General features: G+C 45.1%; 20 protein-coding genes. 12 read left to right on the plus strand and 8 right to left on the minus strand.

What is annotated here, in order from left to right:
- Positions 1-9 precede the first annotated feature (9 nt).
- Genes B4F66_RS02020 through B4F66_RS02030 form a run of 3 tightly spaced genes read right to left on the minus strand, consistent with a single transcriptional unit; the run spans position 10 to position 2,709 of the window.
- A complete protein-coding gene (locus B4F66_RS02020) occupies positions 10-771 on the minus strand; it encodes a heme ABC transporter ATP-binding protein (protein ID WP_292358187.1) in 762 nt (253 codons plus the stop codon).
- 7 nt (positions 772-778) lie between these two features.
- Positions 779-1,840 (minus strand): FecCD family ABC transporter permease, encoded by a 1,062-nt coding sequence (locus B4F66_RS02025; RefSeq protein WP_292358185.1) that lies wholly within the window; start codon positions 1,838-1,840, stop codon positions 779-781.
- On the minus strand, positions 1,837-2,709 hold the full coding sequence (locus tag B4F66_RS02030) for a heme/hemin ABC transporter substrate-binding protein (RefSeq protein ID WP_292358183.1): 873 nt from the start codon (positions 2,707-2,709) through the stop codon (positions 1,837-1,839). Before B4F66_RS02030 ends, B4F66_RS02025 begins: the two co-directional genes overlap by 4 nt.
- A gap of 244 nt (positions 2,710-2,953) precedes the next feature.
- On the opposite strand from B4F66_RS02030, the gene B4F66_RS02035 reads away from it, so the two are divergent.
- From B4F66_RS02035 to B4F66_RS02045, 3 genes are all read left to right on the plus strand, one after another.
- Positions 2,954-4,978: a TonB-dependent receptor, heme/hemoglobin family gene (locus B4F66_RS02035; RefSeq protein WP_292411164.1), complete on the plus strand. Its 2,025-nt coding sequence runs from the start codon at positions 2,954-2,956 to the stop codon at positions 4,976-4,978.
- A gap of 14 nt (positions 4,979-4,992) precedes the next feature.
- Entirely contained in the window at positions 4,993-5,412 is a 420-nt protein-coding gene (hutX, locus tag B4F66_RS02040) for a heme utilization cystosolic carrier protein HutX (RefSeq protein WP_292358179.1), read from the plus strand.
- A 254-nt stretch (positions 5,413-5,666) separates the two neighbouring features.
- Positions 5,667-6,203 carry a HugZ family pyridoxamine 5'-phosphate oxidase gene (locus tag B4F66_RS02045; protein ID WP_292358178.1) on the plus strand — a complete coding sequence of 179 codons (537 nt, stop codon included), beginning with the start codon at positions 5,667-5,669 and terminating at the stop codon, positions 6,201-6,203.
- A 44-nt stretch (positions 6,204-6,247) separates the two neighbouring features.
- Here B4F66_RS02045 and B4F66_RS02050 read toward each other — a convergent pair whose 3' ends face one another.
- Positions 6,248-6,925: a TIGR04211 family SH3 domain-containing protein gene (locus tag B4F66_RS02050; protein WP_292358176.1), complete on the minus strand. Its 678-nt coding sequence runs from the start codon at positions 6,923-6,925 to the stop codon at positions 6,248-6,250.
- 152 nt (positions 6,926-7,077) lie between these two features.
- Between B4F66_RS02050 and B4F66_RS02055 the strand changes: the two genes are divergently transcribed.
- On the plus strand, positions 7,078-7,518 hold the full coding sequence (locus tag B4F66_RS02055; protein WP_292402959.1) for an arsenate reductase ArsC: 441 nt from the start codon (positions 7,078-7,080) through the stop codon (positions 7,516-7,518).
- A gap of 32 nt (positions 7,519-7,550) precedes the next feature.
- On the opposite strand, the gene B4F66_RS02060 is transcribed toward B4F66_RS02055, so the two are convergent.
- Together B4F66_RS02060 and B4F66_RS02065 are read right to left on the minus strand one after the other, a co-directional pair.
- A complete protein-coding gene (locus tag B4F66_RS02060; protein ID WP_292358174.1) occupies positions 7,551-9,341 on the minus strand; it encodes a GGDEF domain-containing protein in 1,791 nt (596 codons plus the stop codon).
- 93 nt (positions 9,342-9,434) lie between these two features.
- Positions 9,435-10,817 carry an OprO/OprP family phosphate-selective porin gene (locus tag B4F66_RS02065; RefSeq protein ID WP_292358173.1) on the minus strand — a complete coding sequence of 461 codons (1,383 nt, stop codon included), beginning with the start codon at positions 10,815-10,817 and terminating at the stop codon, positions 9,435-9,437.
- Positions 10,818-11,045: 228 nt separating this feature from the next.
- On the opposite strand from B4F66_RS02065, the gene B4F66_RS02070 reads away from it, so the two are divergent.
- From B4F66_RS02070 to groL, 3 genes are all read left to right on the plus strand, one after another.
- Positions 11,046-11,501, plus strand: a complete 456-nt coding sequence (locus B4F66_RS02070; RefSeq protein ID WP_292358171.1) for an FxsA family protein — start codon at positions 11,046-11,048, stop codon at positions 11,499-11,501.
- Between the two features lie 147 nt (positions 11,502-11,648).
- Positions 11,649-11,939 (plus strand): co-chaperone GroES, encoded by a 291-nt coding sequence (gene groES / locus B4F66_RS02075; protein WP_014705256.1) that lies wholly within the window; start codon positions 11,649-11,651, stop codon positions 11,937-11,939.
- A 57-nt stretch (positions 11,940-11,996) separates the two neighbouring features.
- On the plus strand, positions 11,997-13,625 hold the full coding sequence (groL, locus tag B4F66_RS02080; RefSeq protein ID WP_014705255.1) for a chaperonin GroEL: 1,629 nt from the start codon (positions 11,997-11,999) through the stop codon (positions 13,623-13,625).
- A 90-nt stretch (positions 13,626-13,715) separates the two neighbouring features.
- Here the strand turns inward: groL and B4F66_RS02085 are convergent, their stop codons facing one another.
- The gene (locus B4F66_RS02085) at positions 13,716-14,084 is read right to left on the minus strand and encodes a DUF6164 family protein (RefSeq protein WP_289281406.1); all 369 of its coding nucleotides are present in this window, start codon (positions 14,082-14,084) and stop codon (positions 13,716-13,718) included.
- Between the two features lie 64 nt (positions 14,085-14,148).
- Positions 14,149-14,769 (minus strand): alternative oxidase, encoded by a 621-nt coding sequence (locus B4F66_RS02090; protein WP_292358167.1) that lies wholly within the window; start codon positions 14,767-14,769, stop codon positions 14,149-14,151.
- A gap of 122 nt (positions 14,770-14,891) precedes the next feature.
- Here B4F66_RS02090 and glnE point away from each other — a divergent pair, with 122 nt between their 5' ends.
- From glnE to ruvA, 5 genes are read left to right on the plus strand one after another with little or no spacing between them, the layout of a single operon-like run.
- Complete coding sequence (gene glnE / locus B4F66_RS02095; protein ID WP_292358165.1) at positions 14,892-17,729, plus strand: bifunctional [glutamate--ammonia ligase]-adenylyl-L-tyrosine phosphorylase/[glutamate--ammonia-ligase] adenylyltransferase; 2,838 nt, start codon at positions 14,892-14,894, stop codon at positions 17,727-17,729.
- Positions 17,730-17,771: 42 nt separating this feature from the next.
- A complete protein-coding gene (locus B4F66_RS02100) occupies positions 17,772-18,701 on the plus strand; it encodes a branched-chain amino acid transaminase (protein WP_292358163.1) in 930 nt (309 codons plus the stop codon).
- Between the two features lie 48 nt (positions 18,702-18,749).
- Complete coding sequence (locus B4F66_RS02105; protein WP_292358161.1) at positions 18,750-19,499, plus strand: YebC/PmpR family DNA-binding transcriptional regulator; 750 nt, start codon at positions 18,750-18,752, stop codon at positions 19,497-19,499.
- A 13-nt stretch (positions 19,500-19,512) separates the two neighbouring features.
- The gene (gene ruvC / locus B4F66_RS02110) at positions 19,513-20,052 is read left to right on the plus strand and encodes a crossover junction endodeoxyribonuclease RuvC (RefSeq protein ID WP_292358160.1); all 540 of its coding nucleotides are present in this window, start codon (positions 19,513-19,515) and stop codon (positions 20,050-20,052) included.
- Positions 20,049-20,645, plus strand: a complete 597-nt coding sequence (gene ruvA, locus B4F66_RS02115) for a Holliday junction branch migration protein RuvA (RefSeq protein WP_014705249.1) — start codon at positions 20,049-20,051, stop codon at positions 20,643-20,645. The genes ruvC and ruvA overlap by 4 nt, the downstream gene beginning before the upstream one ends.
- The last annotated feature ends 1 nt before the right edge of the window (position 20,646 follow it).

Consider the following 20,646-nt stretch of genomic DNA (forward strand, 5'->3'; position numbering starts at 1 on the left):
TTACCCTCCTCAGACCAGTATCTGCTGGCCCTGGCTGTTAAAAAACAGCTCCGGTTGATAACCCCATATTTTCATTACTGTTTCAGGTTGAAGCACCTGCAGTGGTGAGCCCTGGGCGACGAGTTCCCCCTGTTTTAAAAGCCACACTTTGTCAGCATAACGACTTGCTTGGTTCACATCATGCAAAATACTGATCACCGCAAAACCATTTTCCTGACAAAGCGATTTTACCAAATTCAATAACTGATGTTGCTGTCCAAGATCCTGCGCTGATGTTGGTTCATCCAGTAATAACAATGGAGCCCGTTCTGCCTGCGACAGTTGTAATAATACTCTGGCCAATTGTACCCGTTGTCGTTCCCCGCCTGATAAGCTTGTATAAAGCCTGTCAGCAAATTGCCAGGTATCCGTTGCCTGCATCCACTTTTGAACTGCATAATTAATCTCACGGAGACTCAGGCTAAGGGGAGTGGAACCTATCGCAACGACCTCCTGCGCTTTAAATGGAAAAGATAACTGGCTGGCTTGAGGCAATACACCCAGGTGTTTGGCCAGTAATTCTCTGTTCCAGTGTTCTAAAGAGTTGCCATGCAGATATATCTGGCCTTGACTGGCGGGCCATTCACCACAGATGGCTTTGATTAAACTGGATTTACCAGCTCCATTAGGACCTAACACCGCAATGAACTCGCCAGAAACCAAACTGGCTATTGGCAAATTCAGAATTTGGCGGTGTTCCTGTTGAATAAGCAGATTTTCGATAGTGAGCATAGGCGGGTTATAACGTACTGAGTCGTTTACGTTGCTGGATTAGCAAAAAAGCAAAGAAAGGCGCACCGATTAATGCGGTCACCAAACCTACCGGTAATTCGGCAGGAGCCAGCAATACTCTGGCACCAATATCTGCCATCAGTAACAATACTGCTCCGGTCAGTGCGGATAATGGCAGTAATAATCGATGATCCGGGCCCATGGTCATGCGAACCAGATGTGGTACCACCAGACTGATAAAACCGATAATGCCGGTGGCTGAGACAGCAATACCTACGCCGATGGCTGTGACCACGATCAATTGCAGCTTTAATTTCTCAACATGGATGCCCAGATGGCGGGCTTCGGCTTCACCTAGCAGAAAGGCATTTAATGCCGGTGCCTGGATTTGGTAAAACACCAATAGGCAGAGACAGGTCATTGCGGATAACCAGATAGATGTACTGTTTGCGCCGTTAAGCGTACCCATACCCCACAAGGTCAGCTCGCGTAAAGCCATATCATTGGCAATATAAGTCATAAAACCAATAATCGCCCCGCTAAAAGCCGCTATGGCAACGCCAGCTAGCAATAGAATCAATACCGAGGTACCACCATTCTGTGATTGTGCCAGCCGATAAACCAGTAAGGTGGTTATCAAACCGCCAAGAAATGCAGCGACCGGAGTCGTCAGATAGCTGAGCGAAGCCGGTAACAACACGATGGCAATGGCCGCGCCAAGTCCTGCCCCGGAAGAGACACCAATAATGCCGGGGTCAGCTAACGGATTACGGAATAGTCCCTGGGTGACGGCACCGCAGAGGGCTAATAAAGCACCAATAAATAGAGCGAGTAGTGTTCTTGGCCAGCGTAACTCCCAGATAATGGCCGTTTGAAAGGCATTTAATTGACTCAGTTCACTGCCGAGAAACTGATCTATTATGCTCAATAAGCTTTGTTTTGCAGGCAAGGTCATTGGACCCAGGATGATTGATAACAAAATACTTGCCAGCAGTAACAAGCAAAACATTGGCCAGACACCACGTCGCCAACCCTGCGGTCGGGCTGGTAAATATTTGGCATAGCTCATCTTGCAGAAGGAAAAATTATTTCTGCCAGTTGGTTGGCTTGATTTACGGCGGTGATACTCAAGCCTGCAATCAATTTACTGGCATCTACACTTACTATGCGTTGGGCTTGTCCGGCTGCAGTATTTTTCAACAAAGGATAACGGGCCAGCAATTGTTCCTTTTCCGGAGCACCATTGATGCGTTTACCAACGATGATGACATCAGGGTTTATGGCCAGAATAGACTCCAGCGACACAGTCTGAAAACCATTAAAATTGCTGACATTCTCACCATGAAGCAATGTAATCAGTGCGTTACCAACGGTGTCCCGACCAGCCTGTGATAGACCACGATCATTCAGATCCAGTAAAAAAACCATGTTTAATGCTGAACCGTTCTGTTTGCTGACAATAGCGTTTTCCAGTTGTTGAATATCGTCAATGAGTGCCTGTCCGGTTGCCTCGCGATTAAGTGATTTTGCTAATCGATGAATATTACGACTCAATTCTGCCACGCTCTCCGGACTATCGAGCTGGATAAAGTTGATTTGTGCCTGCTGAATCGCATTTACTGTGGCGGCAGGTCCTGTATGGTCGCTGCCAACAATCAGATCCGGCTGTAGGGATAAGAGCGCTTCGGCCGATAACGTGCGGTGATATCCTAGTATTTGAATATTTTCTCCCTTAAGTAATGGCTCACTGGTGATATCGGTAGCAATAATTTTTGACCCAACCCCAAGGGCCAGCAAAATTTCTGTGGCATTACTATCGACACTGATGATTCTCTCAGCATGAATCGGCTCAGCGATGGCTATTTGAGTACTGAATAACACTAAAACGCCGTAAAATAGCTTTCTAATGGAGCGACGTGAAAATTCAGATTGATTCATACAAATCTCCAAAGGTGTATTCAATTCTTTATATCTGCTGATGATGGGGGAAGCCATCATTGTCATTGCAGAAGTTTAACCAGAAATCATTAAATTGTTAAGTTAAATCTAAATAATAATCATTACTATTTACAGAAAGTATTTGTTGTGATAATTTTCTCGGCCATATGCCACTTGTTTTAACGTTGCATAAGCACACTTTTAATCAGGCGCTCTGTTAAAGCGCGTAGTTTCTGCTGAGGAAATGATGAACGCTGAACGTAAAATCTTATCCATCCTGATACAGTCCTTACTTTTACTTACTCCATTGATCTCGGTTGCCCAAACGCCTCTGGAAATGGAAGAAATCAAGATCACTGCAACACGTAATGCAGAGCCGTCAGGCACGCAGAGTCGAAATATCACTGTTATTGATAAAACCGAATTAGATGAACGGCAGGCGACGTCTGTGCCACAAACAGTTGCACATCTGCCGAATGTCACACTGAGCGGTGGACCTAGGGAAGATGTTCAGAATGTGAATATCCGTGGGTTAGGAGATAACCAGGTATTACAGCTGGTGGATGGGGTCAGACAAAACTTTATGTCAGGCCATCGCCCGACCTATTTTCTGGATCCGGAATTAATCAAAAGTGTCGAAGTAGTGAAAGGTCCGAGTAGTGCGTTGTGGGGGTCAGGTGCACTTGGCGGCGTAATTTCACAAAACACCATTCATGCAGCTGATTTACTGGGAGTAAGGGACTTTGGCGGATTTATCAAACAGGGTTATCACAGCAACAGTGATAAATGGTTAACCACCACGGCGTTGGCAGGACGAATGGATAGTGTCGACTGGCTGTTGTCCGGATTTTACCGTGATGGCAATGAAATAGAGCTGGGCAATGGCGAAAATCTGGAAGGATCTGCCTCTCGAGATAAAGGCGTAATGGCCAAAGTCGACTGGTTTATTGATGATGCACAAACAGCAACATTTAACCTGCGTAGTTCAGAGGTAAACGGAGAGGTTCCTTCTAATGGTGCTGCCGATTTGAGTTCATCAAATTTTATGATTCATCGTGAAAACCAAACTGATCATGCCTCGGTAGATTATCGTCTCAATCCCGATAGTGACTGGCTTAATGCCCAATTGATGCTGTACTGGAACAATACTGATATGCAGGAATACCGCTTATCGGATCGCCGTGCTGATAATACTGAGATTGAAACACTGGGGTTAAATCTGAATAACCGAACAGAGCTGAGTAATATCAGTTTTATTTATGGTGTTGATGGCTATCAGGATAAATTAAGCAGTAACCGTGGCGGACTGGATCGTCCCACTCCACCAGATGCCACAACAGAAGTATGGGGCGCGTTTACTGAAGTGCACATTCCTTTTGCTGAGGCATGGCGGTTGGAAATGGGCGGACGTTATGATGATTTCAGCACTAAGGCTAAAAATTTAAATAATGATCGTAGTGATAATGCACTTTCACCTTCAGTAGCTTTGGTATGGCAAACTACAGATCAGCTGAATCTGACACTTCGTTACGATGAAGCTTTCAGGGCGCCAACCGCTGAGGAGCTTTATACCACCGGAACACATTTTTGCATTACTTCAACTTCTTGTAATACCTTTATTCCAAATGCTGATCTGAAACCAGAAGAATCTCAAAATATCGAATTCATCGCTGACTTTAATACGCAGAATCTCTTTACTCCACAAGATTACTTTGGCATCAATGCGGCATTGTTTTATAACAATATTGATAATTTTATTGAGCAAACAGTTGATAGCCCTGTTTTTTCATCATTACCTTTTCCACCTTTTTTCAGTGTTGATGCCGGGAACACAACTTATAACAATGTTGATGAAGCTCAATTAAAAGGTTTTGAGCTAAAATTTAACTATGGTCTAAATGATTTTAATGCTGCATTGTCATACGGCCAGACCCGTGGTGAAGATAAACAGACTGGTGAGAAACTTAGCGGTATTCCAGCAGATAAATGGGTATTGGATCTGAGTCAGCGCTTTATCAATCGCAGCGTTAAAACGGGGCTGAAGGTCAGCCATATCGAGACTCAGAATCGAACTCCTTCAGAAGATAGTCGAGATTATGACCACTATACCCTGACCGATATTTATGCCACCTGGCAGCCAGCTGCCATATCTGATCTCAAGCTGGATATCAGTGTGAATAATCTGTTTGATCAATATTATCGTGTGGCGTTTCAGGAGCTTTATATGCCGGGACGTGATGTAAGATTGGCAGTACGCTATCAGTTCTAATGCGGAGTAGATTTATGCAACAGGAACAAGCAGCAACACCAGCCTCAATAATGCCGGGACAAAATGCGCAACAGTTATTGGAACAGATCAGTGATTGGGGCTCGATGACAACCATCATTATTCATGGTGGCAGTGTATTCGAATTTACCGGCGCCTTTCCAAAAGCAACCGTGGCAGAAGGTTTCTATAACCTTAAAGCTGACGGCAACGGTTTTCAGGGCCATCTTAATCTGCAGAAAATTGAGCGAATCAGCTTTCAGGCTAAACCCCATCGAGGTCGTGAAAGTTATGCCTTTGTGTTTGAGGATGCAAACGATGAAGTCATCTTCAAAGTCTTTCTCGGTCGTGATGAACAGGGCGAATTGATCGCATCACAACGTGAAAAGTTTTATCAGTTAATGCAGCAATATCAAGGGCCTGTTAATCTTTCTTAGCCACCACTGCTGGAGGCTATTTTTTGTCCGACAAGGCGGTAATGATGCGATGTAGTCATTCTAGATAAGTCATTTCCAACGAAGTAGGGGGAAAATAGCACCCAGCCCTTCGGGTTGAGGCTGAAAATGCACCACTCTTCGTTGCTCGTCGTTTATTTAGAGTCACTAAACTTCACTCCTCGCGTCTTGATTGGTGCATTTTCAGTCACAGCAGAGGCGGCTATGAAAGATCAACAGGCCCTGGGGGCACACAAATGAAAAATAAAGGTTTGGAACAACAGATCAGTGATGAAATCATGATGATGGTCAACAGCCGTAAAACGTTAATGCTGTCGACTCTGGATGAAAATAATCACCCCTATGCATCATATGCTGCTTTTGCACTTGGCAGAGACTGTCTTTATATACTGGTCAGTGATATTGCTGTCCATGGCGTCAATCTGCGAATTCATCCACAAGCGTCAGTGTTAATCATTGAAGATGAAGATTCGGCGATTGAACTGTTCGCCCGTTTGCGTGTGACTTATCAGGTGGAGGCGGAATGGATTCAAGTTGACTCTGATGCCTGGCATGTGGGAATTGCGTTGTTAACCGAGCGTCATGGCCAGCGTATAACGAACTTAAGTCAGCTGAGTGATTTCCGTCTATTCAAACTTAAACCCCGTGGCGGGCGATATGTGAAAGGGTTTGGCAAAGCTTATCAGATTGATAGTGGGACACTGGCGGGAGAGAATCTGCAACATTTACGTGAGGGACATAAAAAGCGTGAAGTAGTCATTAAGTCAGAATAACCCCAAAGCGCCGCAATATTTTGCGGCGCTTTTCTGTTGGTAGTCTAGAAATTACCCCATGAGCTTTTTTTACGCATTCGCAGACTTGGTAAAATCAGTCCGATAATCATCCCGCCAAACAACACAGCAGCACCAATCAAAAACCAGTTCTTTGCATCATTGTCTTTCAGCGTGTTGTTTTCGATGACAATGGATTGAATTTCATGATCGATTTGCTGCAGCCGCTCTTTTAATTGACGATTTTCGTTTTCCAGCGCTACAGCATTTGAGGCCGTACGGCGTAAATCATCCAGTTCTTTACTGAGTCGTTGAGCTGTTTCTTTAAGTGACATGTTCTGGTTATCAGCTTCACTGGTCTGTGAGCTCAACTGTTCAATTTCTTCTTTATAACCGGTAATTTCCAGTTCCAGATTGGCAATGCGCTGTTCTTTGGCCGCCAGCTGGTCACGGGCACTCGGATTGTTGACCAGATAACGCGATAAAACCCAGCCTTCAACCCCATCATTGGTGCGCACCTTCGAATAACCGGAGGGATCATTTTCCAGTACAGCAAGTTCGGTGCCTGACTTAAGCATTTTGCGAATACCGAAATCCAATCCCTGGCCATTGCGCATGGTGATCTCAAGCTCATCTGAAACGTAGCGAGTTGTTTGAGCGGCGCTTATCCCAGGCAAAAGTATCGGAGCGACAACGAACAACAGGCTGATAATAATTTTTTTCACATGCAGATCCGAGTTGAGTTAAAGCGTCATTCTAGCAGAAGCCATATGGCTGATTTCAAGAGCAGATAAGAATCATTATTAAGTTTGATGTGAATTAATGGGTTTGTCATAAAAGCTTGTTAAGTTGGGCGGTGATATAAATGAGGTGGGTTATGGAAAAGTTCAGAATAATGTTTTTGTGCACGGGAAATTCCTGTCGCTCTCAAATGGCCGAAGGCTGGGCCAGATTTCTGGCCGGGGATGAAATTGAAGTTCGTTCAGCCGGTATTGAGTCTCATGGCCAGAATCCTCAGGCAATACAGGTGATGTCTGAAGTAGGTATTGATATTTCACAGCAGGAATCAATACGGGTAAATGGCGAAATGCTGGAATGGGCAGACTTACTGGTCACCTTATGTGAAAATGCTGATGAACAATGTCCTGTTGTCAGCCCCCATACTTTGCGGTTGCATTTACCGCTAACCGATCCGGCAAAATATCGGGGCAGTGAAGCCGAACTACTGAAGGAATTCCGGATTACCCGGGAAAAGATCAAGCAGCGTGTTAATTATGTACTGCAACAATTAAACAAATCGGTAGTGAATGGCCGCTAAATATTAGGCCGTTTTTCATCATCTTATTTGACTTAACCTGCCTCCGCCAATGGCTGGCAATCTGATAGATTCAACTGATAAAGACTGTTGCCCGGCATTTTCTTCGCTTTCGATTTAGCCTTGGTAGCATGCTCTGCAAGATCTGTTTCATCAATCAGATAGTCAAAATCACTGATGGTGACCGCACCGATGGATAAGCTTAACAAAGGATAAAAGACTTGCTGACCATGGCGATCGTAGGCTTGAATGCCTCCTTGTTGCAGATGGGTATCACTATAAAGTTCACTATAGAGTAACGCGAACGCCTCCAGCATCATTTCACAGCGATTGCGCCAGTCATGACTATCAAATATGACGATGAAATCATCGCCACCTACATGACCTAAAAAATCATTTTCATGGTCAATAAACTGACTGAGTATTTTTGCCGTTTTGGTAATGACCTTATCGCCTTTGTTATAGCCATAGGTATCGTTATAGGGCTTGAAATTATCCAAATCGAAATAACATACCGTGGCATGACGTTTTTCCCGGATAGACTGTTGAATGTGCTCATTTAATGGTACATTACCGGGCAGGCCGCTCAGTGGATTGGCATGACGGGCGATGGTTAATTGCAAGTCAGTAATCTGCCGCAATAAATCCATCAAACTACCTACACCACGGTAGAATCCTTGTTCCGAAATGATAAAAACGCTGTGCTGATGAGAAGGTTCCTGACTCGTAATTTGCTGGCTGAGCGACTTTAGCTGCAAAGTCGTCTCAGCAATGATAGGGCGATTATCCATAAATAGATGAATCGGTTTGCGACCATGTAAGTCCCGGCCATAACGACTTGCATACAGGGTCATAAATTCATCGCGCCATACCATGCCAGCAATGGTGTCGTTTTCATGTAATACCGGCAATGCGGCCAGTTTTACGGCATTCTGGAAGCGTTCGCCTACCTGATTTACATCATGATAAGTACGCACCGGGGTTAATTGTGTCAGCAGGCTTCCCACCAGTGAATCTGAACGGGGCACCCCCGAATGAATTTTTTCTCTGGGTTGGCGTTTGGCAAATAATTCAGGCGGTAATTCTCGCTTGGGATTCGGCGTTGGGCGGCCGAAATAATAGCCCTGAGCAAAATGCATATCCATGGACTGTGCAACTAAATACTCTTCCCGGACTTCTACACCTTCTCCAATCACCCTACAGTTACTGCTTTGTGCAATATCGATCATTGATTGCACAAACTGTTTTTTCTGCTGATCTTCATGGATATTCTGCATGAAGTGACGATCCAGTTTGACATAATCCGGCTTTAACTCTGACCATGTACGTAAACCGGAATAACCCGCCCCTAAATCGTCAATGGCAATCGAGAAGCCCATTTCACGATAATGTTCAGTAGCTTCGCGCATCAGCACATAATCATCTATTGGATATTGCTCAGTTAACTCAATGACTACCTGCTCCGCAGGGATGCCGGCTTTTTTCAGGAACTTGGTCGTTAAACCGTGTGGATAGTCGGGCTGTAACAGCGCTGCTGGGATGGTATTAATAAACAGCTTGGCTTTCAGATCCAATTCACCAAATCGGGCAATGGCAACTTCACGACACAATAAATCCAGTTCAGCCAAACGGCCGTGTCGACTGGCTGCATCAAACAGATTAATTGGAGAGTGTAAAACACTATCAGAAGGACCACGGATCAGAGCCTCATAACCATAAATCTGATTGTTTTTTAATGAGACAATCGGTTGAAATATAGGAGTAAGTGCCGCCGTGGCAAGAATATCTTCCAGTGAGGTAAATTGCAGTAATTCTTCTTTTGTCATTGGAATTCAACTCTTAGTAAGCCAGATACAAAAAAGCCCCACCCAAAAGAGTGGGGCAAGTTTGCAGAGGAGATAACTCTCTAGATTCCGCGCCTACCAGAAGGCTTGAGCACGGAATTTCAGAGCAGAAGGTTCTGCATCTGAGCTTGCACCGTTGACTGTCAGGTCAGTAATTTTGTCGTAGTTCAACATAAGGCGAATATTTTTACGTGGGATGTAGTTAATACCCAAGGTGTATTTATCTGCTTCGTCTTCAGTCTGCATGCTACCACCGACCAGGCCTTCTGTTTCGATGTTCTCGAAACGGGCAACTAGCTGCCAAGCACCATATGCTGATTTCGGTGATACGCCTGAATTGTAGCCTTTTTTCCATTTGTAAGATTCACCGGTTAAGAAGTAACCTGCTTCAACAGAATAACCAGTAAAATCTTGGTCAGAATTGACTGAACTTTCTGCAGTGTAATCGACATATTCAGCCAAGGCATGGAAAGGACCATAGATACCTAACACGTCAGCGGTAAAGGCTGAAGAACCATCATAACCCGCTACAGAAGTATCGATTGGACGCTCTGATGTAATGTGACTGACGGCACGTTGACGATAACGGAATGTATCATCACCGTTACCGCGTGTAAGATAACCAGCACCAACTTGCAACATATGCTTTTCATCTTGCATGAAAGGGACAAAAGAACCACGTACAGCCCATGAGTCTGCATCATCAATGTCAGTTTCACCATCTTCAATTTCACCACTGGTGAAAGAAGTCGCTAATAACCAGCGATAGTCTTTATCATTTATTTGAAAGACTGCACCACTTTCACGAGCGGGAGAAATACTTGAATCGGCGTAAAATGGGCGATCAATAAAGCTCATATATTTTGAGCTGGCTTTGGTGTTGTAACCAAAAGCAATATGAGATTGACCCAGCTTTACACCCCATTTTGTGCTGTCAGTCAGGCTGTTACCGTAACCTACGTATGCATCTTTGATCGAGGCATCACCACCGGCAAAGTCAGCTTCAAATTTGTAGCTCCAGTCGTAAATATCACCCTCAAAGCCTAAACGTGCACGACGTAATTCTGTTCCACGACCTTCATTGTCGCTAATAGCTGTACCATCATATAAGCCATCGTTATCGACAGAAATGGCATCCCACATCACACGACCGATAGGCTGGAATGACCAGTTACCGTCACGATCTGAAACCACCAGTTTGCCATCAGTTTCAATAACCGGCATATTGGCTGTTGCTGTTTCAACTTCTTTTTTCAGCTCTTCTTTATCAGCTTCTGCCATTTCTTTATCAGCTGCTGCTGCATTGGTCAGCAATTTGTAATCATCGTTGCTGATTGTGCCTTTATCACGCAAAACCTGTAAAAGATCCATCATGGCATCATTGTTAGCCTGTGCAGGCAGTGTGGCGGCACCGAACAGTGCGCCGGCGATTAATATTGCAGACGTTTTTAATTTCAAGGGACTATCCTCTTAGTTGATAAAACACGTTCGGTCTGTATCTCCGAGACCTGCACACCTTAAAACCCAAATATTTCAGCGTGATGAAAAAACTGTGACAGTTGTGTGACAACGCAACAAATCGCCAGAAATGTTGTTAAAAAACCACATCAATAATCGACAGATTTGCTTGAAAAGCCCGGATAAGCCCCAACCTTCCTAGTGAGTGCTATCCGTTAAGGAATAAATATGTTCAAGTGGCTATTTTTATTATTTCTGCTGGTTCCAATCGCAGAAATTTACGTATTAATTGAAGTTGGTGAGGTGATTGGCGCTGGCTGGACCATTCTGTTTGTGATTGCGACTGCAGTTTTAGGTGCCTGGTTGGTTAAGTTGCAAGGGCTTTCCACCATGCAGCGAGCTCAGGAATCAATTCGTCGTGGTGACACTCCGGCTCTGGAGATGCTGGAGGGAATGACCTTATTTATAAGCGGTTTTCTGTTACTGATTCCTGGTTTTGTAACCGATGCGGTGGGCTTTTTATTATTGGTTCCGGCCTTGCGACGAGCTCTATTGCTGAAATTAATTCGTAACAGCAATGTGATATTTCGTCAGCAGTGGTCTGCGCAGAAACGTTATTCGCAAAGTGAGGATATTATTGAGGGTGAGGTCATCAAGGATGACGATCAGCGCAATATTCGTTAATGCTGATAAATCAAGCAATTTACTGCATCTGACAGTTTTTTCAGAAATTTTTTAACTCAGGCACTTGAAGTTTATTCAGCCAGCCCCATTAAAGGGGTTCCTGGAATTTTCTTGGTCATTTTTTGTTACTTTTGGAGGATAAAACTAATGAACCTTCGTCCCCTTCATGATCGTGTGATTGTTCGTCGCATGGAAGAAGAAACTACCTCTGCTGGTGGAATTGTCATTCCTGACAATGCAGCAGAAAAACCATCTCGTGGCGAAATTATCGCAGCGGGTAACGGCAAACCTACCGATTCTGGTGAAGTCCGTCCTCTGGCTGTTAAAGTCGGTGACAAAGTGCTGTTTGGTAAATATGCCGGCACCGAAGTCAAAGTGGAAGGCGAAGAACTGCTGGTAATGCGTGAAGACGATATCGTTGCTGTGATCGAAGCGTAAGCTTCCCGACGATTTCACATCTGGTTACGTTAAACATAGCTATAAAGAGGAATTAAAATGGCTGCTAAAGAAGTCAAATTTGGCGCTGATGCGCGCCAGCTAATGGTCAAAGGCGTTAATACGCTGGCCAATGCGGTAAAAGTGACATTAGGACCTAAAGGTCGCAATGTTATTTTGGATAAAAGCTACGGTGCACCAACTATTACTAAAGATGGTGTTTCAGTTGCTAAAGAAATCGAACTAGAAAACAAATTTGAAAACATGGGCGCACAAATGGTGAAAGAAGTTGCTTCGCAAACTTCTGACGCTGCGGGTGACGGTACTACTACCGCCACCGTACTCGCTCAAGCCATTCTGCGTGAAGGCATGAAATCAGTTACTGCGGGTATGAACCCAATGGATCTGAAACGCGGTATCGATAAAGCCGTTACTGCTGCTGTTGAAGAGCTGAAAAAAATGTCTTCACCTTGTGATGATGACAAAGCCATTGCTCAAGTCGGTACTATCTCTGCCAACTCTGACAAATCAGTCGGCGACATCATTGCTGAAGCAATGAAAAAAGTGGGTAAAGAAGGCGTTATCACGGTTGAAGACGGTCGTGGTTTTGAAAATGAACTCGACGTTGTTGAAGGTATGCAGTTTGACCGTGGTTACCTGTCTCCATACTTTGTTAACGAACAGCAAACTATGTCAGCCAATCTGGATGACCCATACGTTCTGCTGTACGACAAAAAAATCTCTAATATCCGTGAACTGCTGCCAACACTGGAAGCGGTTGCCAAATCAAGCCGTCCACTGCTGATCGTTTCAGAAGATGTTGAAGGCGAAGCGTTGGCCACTCTGGTTGTTAACAACATGCGTGGTATCGTTAAAGTCTGTGCGGTTAAAGCGCCAGGTTTTGGTGATCGTCGTAAAGCGATGTTGGAAGATATCGCTGTGTTAACTGGCGGTACCGTGATTTCTGAAGAAGTTGGTCTGAATCTGGAAAAAGTTACTCTGGATGATCTGGGGCAAGCGAAGAAAATCTCTGTCAGCAAAGAAAACACCACTATTATTGATGGTGCAGGCCGTGCGGATGAAATTACTGCACGTGTTGAACAGATTCGTGCACAAATCGCTGATTCATCTTCAGACTACGACAAAGAAAAACTGCAAGAACGCGTGGCTAAGTTAGCCGGTGGTGTTGCGGTAATTCGTGTTGGTGCTGGCTCTGAAATTGAAATGAAAGAGAAAAAAGCCCGTGTTGAAGATGCATTACATGCGACTCGCGCTGCCGTTGAAGAAGGCGTAGTTGCTGGTGGTGGTGTTGCTCTGGTTCGTGCCGAAGTAAGCTTGGGCGAACTGAAAGGTGACAACCTGGATCAGGATGCTGGTATTGCTATCGCACGTCGTGCAATGCAGGAACCTTTACGTCAAATCGTTACCAACTCTGGCGATGAAGCCTCTGTTGTTTTAAATGAAGTCGCTGCAGGTAAAGGTAACTACGGTTACAACGCTGCAAGCGGTGAATATGGCGATATGATTGAAATGGGTATTCTGGATCCAACTAAAGTAACGCGTACGGCATTGCAAAATGCTGGTTCGGTTGCGGGTCTGATGTTGACCACTGAAGCCATGATTGCTGAAATTCCGAAAGAAGAAGCTCCTGCAATGCCTGATATGGGCGGCATGGGCGGCATGATGTAATTCGTTACAGCATCGCTCTCAGCACACAAAAAAGCCCTGCCTCGAAAGAGGTGGGGTTTTTTTTTGGGCTAATTAAATTGAAAAGAGCTTTTAAGGGTGTAATGTTTTCCAGAAAGGAATCAACATCAGGCTCAATACAAAGGCTATTAACAGTAATACGCCTATAAAGCGAAATGGATGCTGAAAAATGGATTGGAAAAATCCCGGTATTTCGCCATTTGCACGCAGATTTTCATATTGCTGACGCTGATCTATAGCGCGTTTGGCCTGATATTCATCGAGCGTGGCTTTGGCAATAGGCAGTTGTTCATCATTTATCAACCAGATGGCTGCCACACCAAGGCCAAAAAATCCAGCCTGAGTTTCGTAAAAGGCAAAGCCTTTATCGTCCAGCAATTGCCGAACGTCTTCCGCTTCGTCTTCAGGTACATTGTTGAGTCGAAATAATAAAGTCGCCATAGTCGTCCTTGTCTGTCAGCGCGGTTAGAATCTAACCCGATTTGTTACTTCATTCAGCGGCATATTAGGCGTTTTGCAATTGATTGGCAAAATCATGATTTACATCACGATGCTTGGCCTCATCATCTCTTACAACTAACACTACATCACGTAGCAGCGCATCCTGTGGCAGGTTCCAGTAATCAATGGCAATTTGCGGTGCGGCTACGTTTTCGTATTTGCCTGAATCGATACCTGCTAAATACTCGGTATAGCTGTACACAGCTTCTTCCTCAAGATAACCAACAATTCGATGGGCTACTCGAGATGAGAAAATATATAAAATAAAGAACAAGTTATAAAACACACCCTGAGCAATGATAATCAACACGCGTTCGAACCAGCTTGGTTTGGCAATATGCACAAAGGTAAGCAGATGCATGCGTTCATTGTCAGCTTCTTCCAGCAAAGTACTGATCCAGCCATCATCATTTTGCATCCGGCGCAGTGAACGAAGATGCTGAAGAGCCCCGCCAACCATGCCAGGTACGGCTGCAACCGTTTCCAGTACGACAGCACGATGTCCGTAACGCCCGGAAAAAAAGACGTCAGCAAAAAAACGCATAAATTTTACAATTGCCAGCGCCACCCGATCAGAAACGCTTTTTGGGGTGAAATGCGGGGCGTTATATTCATTGCTGTCCATCGTTGTCTCCTTTGACGAGACGAAGGTTATTTAGTCTGAGAAAATACATTTGCCGATGTGAAAATTTCGTGGTTATTACATCGCGATAAGTCATATGTTCTGTTAGTTTAGACACATTTTCAATGACTGTGCATTTTGAAATATCCAATGAGGCAAAAATGACCACAACACAACTTACAGAACGATGGCAATCGATTCTGCAGGATAAGCAAAATCTGCTTGATTCTGCCTCTGAAGTATTAACGGCCAGTGAGTATGTGTTGAATCAGGGCGACAGGCAACCACAGCGTTTGCGTGAGTTGGTCGAAAGTGGTGATTTGGAAACTGTCTATGCAGAAGATGGCTATCAGCAACGCCTGCAAACCCGGCTGGCACAGGTAAATGATGAAGCCACTTTGCAACAACAATTGCGGTTCTTTCGACACCGAGAAATGGTGCGTATTATCTGGCGGGATTTAAGTGGATGGGCCGATCTGGCAGAAACGGTGCGTGAGTTAACGGCATTGGCGGATTGTTGCGTTGAGCAGGCATTAAACAAGCTTTATCAATGGCAAACCGAACTGCTTGGCACCCCGATGGATGAGTTGGCTCAGCCACAGCATTTAATCGTGCTGGGGATGGGCAAAATGGGTGCCGGGGAATTGAACCTGTCTTCTGACATAGATTTGATTTTTACCTATCCTGATGATGGCGAAACACAAGGCGCACGGAAAAGCCTCACCAATGAAGAGTTTTTTACTCGCTTGGGTCGCAAACTGATTCAGGCTCTCGATAATGTGACCGTTGATGGATTTGTGTTTCGGGTAGATATGCGTTTGCGCCCGTTTGGTGAAAGTGGATCATTAGTCGCCAGTTTTGATGCCATGGAGGATTACTACCAGACTCAAGGCCGGGAATGGGAACGCTATGCAATGATCAAGGCAAGACCTGTTACGGGCAGTGAACAGGATAAGAAAGCTATCAGCGAGCTACTACGACCGTTTGTCTATCGACGTTACCTTGATTACGGCATGTTTGATTCACTGCGTGAAATGAAATCCATGATTGCCGGACAGCTTCATTTAAAAGGCATGGAAGACAATATCAAGCTTGGAGCAGGAGGGATCCGCGAAATTGAGTTTATTGGTCAGGTGTTTCAGTTAATTTATGGCGGGCGTGACAAACCTTTGCAGCAAAGACCCATTCTGACGATTCTGGATTTATTGGCTGAGCGAAAATTATTGTCAGATTACGCTGTAACAGCCTTAAAAAATGCGTATGTGTTTCTGCGTCGAACAGAACATCGTATTCAGGCCTGGGCAGATCAACAAACACATTTATTACCCAGTAATAATGAGGCCCGAATTCGTTTAGCAAGGAGTATGGGATTTGAGAGCTGGACTGCTTTTGTTGAAACTCTCAGTGAACATCGGCAGCAGGTGCATGAACATTTCCAACAATTACTGACTGCACCACAGGCCGATGATGAGAGTACCGACAGTATTGCATTGTTAACTTCCAGCGAAGCAGAAATAACGTCTTATCTTGAAACATGGGGATATCACGAACCAGAGCAATCCCAACAGACGATTGAAAAATTGTTGAACCTACATGTCGTGAAAAACCTTAGTCATACCGGTCTCGGACGTCTCAAAAAATTATTGCCATTATTGGTTCAGGCTGCTGCTGGCACTGATGAGCCTGATACTTGCCTGAATCGGATGATTCCGTTATTGGAATCGATTATGCGACGTTCAGCCTATATGTCGCTATTAGTTGAAAATACCCTGGCCTTATCTCAACTGGTCAAACTCTGTGCGGCAAGTCCATTAATTAGCCATCAGTTAGCACGTTATCCAGTATTACTGGATGAATTGCTGGATCCGCGATCACTTTACGAAGTGCCTGGCCGAGAACAGCAACAAGCCTTATTAAACCAGTTCCTCTCAGCTGCTGAAGACACCGATCTTGAACAGCAAATGAATTTATTGCGGGAGTTTCGGCAAATTGCCACTTTGCATGTTGCTGCAGCAGATGTCACCGAAGTATTACCGTTGATGCGGATCGGTGATCAACTCAGCGAATTGGCAGAAATTTTGTTGGAACGTGTGTTGCAATTGGCTTGGCAATATCTGATCTCGCGTCACGGATTACCGCCCGCTGCGGATAAAGATGATATGACGGAGTGCGGCTTTAGTGTCATTGCCTATGGAAAATTAGGTGGACTGGAGTTGGGGTATGGCTCAGATCTGGATTTAGTTTTTGTATTTGATGATGCGCGGGAGGGAATGACTGATGGTGATAAACCTGTCGATTTGATGGTGTTTTATACACGTTTGGCTCAGCGGATGATCCACTTATTAAATACCGTGACTGCGGGTGGAGTGCTTTATGAAGTCGATATGCGACTGAGGCCAAGGGGTAATTCAGGGTTGCTGGTGAGTCCAATTTCAGGCTTTGATGATTATCAACAAAATGAAGCCTGGACGTGGGAACATCAGGCTCTGGTCAGAGCCAGGTGTGTCGCAGGAGATAAAAAATTAGCTGAAGAATTCAGTAACATTCGCCAGCAAGTTTTGTCCAAATCACGTACTGAATCCGAGCTGGCAAAAGAAGTCAGTGAAATGCGCCATAAAATGCGTCAGCAACTGGATAAGTCGTCTGCAGGAAATTTTGATCTTAAGCAGGGCGTAGGTGGTATCACTGATATTGAATTTATGGTGCAATATGCAGTACTAGCTTGGTCAGCAAGCTTGCCAGATCTGATGGTTTACACCGATAATATCCGAATTTTGGATGCTTTAGTCGCGACAGGCAAGCTCAGTGAACAAGAAGGGAACATGCTCGCAGATGCTTATCGCTATTATCGTAGTGAAGCAAATCATTGTGTTCTTCAGGAACAACCGGCAGTGGTGCCGGAGGCCAAAGTGGCCGATTTTCAGCAACAAGTGAACGCAATTTGGCAACGCTGGTTACGTTAAGACCAGTTTGATATCAATATTAAGTCTCAAAAGTAGGTAATTATGGCAGCAGTAACAATGGCAGATCGTGATGGCGTTATCTGGTTGGATGGCGAATTTGTGCCTTGGCGCGAAGCTAAAGTCCATGTGCTGACGCATACACTGCACTACGGAATGGGGGTGTTTGAAGGAGTCCGTGCCTATCAAACAGATGCTGGCGCTGCTATTTTTCGCCTGCAGGAGCATACAGACCGGCTCTTCCGTAGCGCCAAGATTCTCGGTATGAACATCCCGTTTGATAAAGCGACTTTAAACGAAGCACAACGTGCTGTGGTTCGAGATAACAAACTGGATTCTGCCTATATTCGTCCGATGTGTTTTTATGGTTCTGAAGGCATGGGTATCCGCGCTGACAATTTAAAAACACATGTGATGGTGGCTGCCTGGAGCTGGGGTTCCTATCTGGGTGAAGAAAACATGACCCGCGGTATTCGCATTAAAACCTCATCGTTTACCCGTCACCATGTGAATATCACCATGTGTAAAGCCAAAGCCAATGGCAACTACATGAATTCGATGATGGCGTTGCAGGAAGCCGTGAATGATGGTTATGACGAAGCACTTTTATTAGATGCCAACGGCTTTGTTACTGAAGGCAGTGGGGAAAACTTTTTTATGGTGCGTGATGGTGTACTTTATACACCTGAGTTAACCTCTGCACTGGAAGGTATTACCCGCGATACCGTTATGCGTCTGGCGAACGATATTGGTTTGAAAGTCATTGAAAAACGCATTACGCGTGATGAAGTTTATATCTGTGATGAAGCCTTTTTCACTGGCACTGCCGCAGAAGTTACCCCTATTCGTGAGTTGGATAATCGTCCTATTGGCGAGGGCAAACGCGGTCCAATCACTGAACAGTTGCAAAGCATGTATTTCGATCAGGTTTATGGTCGCAGCGAATATTATCGCGACTGGAATACCCTGGTTTAATTCAGAAAAACTAAATATTTAACGTAATAACAAAGAGGTTAGTACCAAATGGCAGGTCATAGTAAATGGGCGAATATCCAGCATAGAAAAGGTGCGCAAGATGCCAAACGCGGCAAACTGTTCACCCGGCTGATTCGTGAAATTACTGTTGCCGCCAGAATGGGCGGTAGTGACCCGGCGACTAATCCACGCTTACGTGCTGCCATCGATAAGGCTTTGGGCAGTAATATGACCAAAGATGTTATTGAACGAGCGTCTAAGCGTGGTGCAGGTGAACTCGAGGGTGCTGCATACGAAGAGGTACGTTACGAAGGCTACGGGCCAAATGGCATCGCTATTATGGTGGATTGCATGACGGACAATCGTAACCGCACGGTTGCTGAGGTACGCCATGTTTTCAGTAAACGCGGTGGCAATATGGGCACCGATGGCTGTGTGGCTTTCATGTTTAATCAAAAAGGCATTATCAGTCTAGCGCCAGGTCTGGATGAAGACGCGGTCATGGAAGTCGCGCTGGAAGCGGGTGCTGAAGATATTGTCACCAATGATGATGGTTCCATCGATGTGTTTACCACGCCGGATGAGTATGCTGCTGTTAAAGATGCCTTGGATGCCGCTGGCTTTGAGGCGCAATCAGCCGAAGTCACCATGCACCCTGACAATACCGTCAGTCTGGAGTTGGATGACGCACAAAAAGCCATCGCCATGATAGAAGCGTTTGAAGAGCTTGATGATGTGCAACAGGTCTATTCAAATGCAGACTTCTCTGATGAGGTGATGGCGCAGCTGGAGAACTAGCGGCCATCCCCCTATGTCACGCATTCTCGGTGTTGATCCCGGCTCCCGTAAAACCGGTTTTGGCATCATAGAGCTTGACGGTAAACAGATTAAGCACGTCATTAATGGCAGATTGCTGGTGGGTGATGGCGAGTTTGCTGATCGTCTGAAACAGATTTTTGATGGATTGACCGATCTGATTCTGCGGTATCAACCTGAAATTATGTCTATCGAACAGGTGTTTCTGCATAAAAATGCTGATTCAGCTTTGAAACTTGGTCAGGCTCGAGGGGCTGCCATTTGTGCCGCAGTCAATCAACATTTAAAAGTCCATGAATATTCCGCCACACAAATAAAAAAAGCTGTCGTTGGTAATGGACATGCCAAAAAAGAACAGGTCCAGTATATGATGTCGGTCATGTTGCAATTAAAAGAAGCGCCAATGGAAGATGCCGCAGATGCCTTGGCCTGTGCGGTAACCCATGCAAATCATGCAGCACTGGATAGTCTCAGCAATAAACTTCCCGCAGGAATGCGGATCAGTCGTCGTCGAGGAGGACGCTATAGCCGATGATTGGTCGTCTTACCGGAATTATTATCGAAAAACAGCCGCCGGAATTGGTGCTGGATGTAAATGGGGTGGGCTATGAAGTTTCCGCTCCCATGTCTACTTTTGTAAATTTGCCGTCACTTAATGAAAAAGTGAGTTTATATACCCATTTAGTCGTGCGCGAAGACGCCCAGTTGTTGTATGGTTTTGCTACTACTCGCGAACGATTATTATTTCGCAGTTTACTTAAGGTAAATGGAGTGGGAGCGAAACTGGCACTGACGATTTTATCGGGTAGCGACGTCGATAGCTTTGCTCGAAGTGTGCAGGAAGGTGATGCCGCAAGTTTGACGCGTTTGCCTGGTGTCGGTAAAAAGACAGCAGATCGTCTTATTATAGAGATGCGCGACAGACTTAAGGAAGTCGGTTCTGCAATGGGGCTTGATGAACAAATTACGACGAATATGCCGAGTAGCAGCGGGGCACGAAAAGAAGCACTGGAAGCTTTGATTGCTTTAGGGTATAAAGCCGCCGAAGCAGACAGAATGATCCGTAGTTTTGATGCCCAGGATATGACTACTGAGCAAATCATCAGACAGGCGTTACAGCGTAATTAAC

The organism is Methylophaga sp. UBA3603, from assembly GCF_002375335.1.
Lineage (GTDB): Bacteria > Pseudomonadota > Gammaproteobacteria > Nitrosococcales > Methylophagaceae > Methylophaga.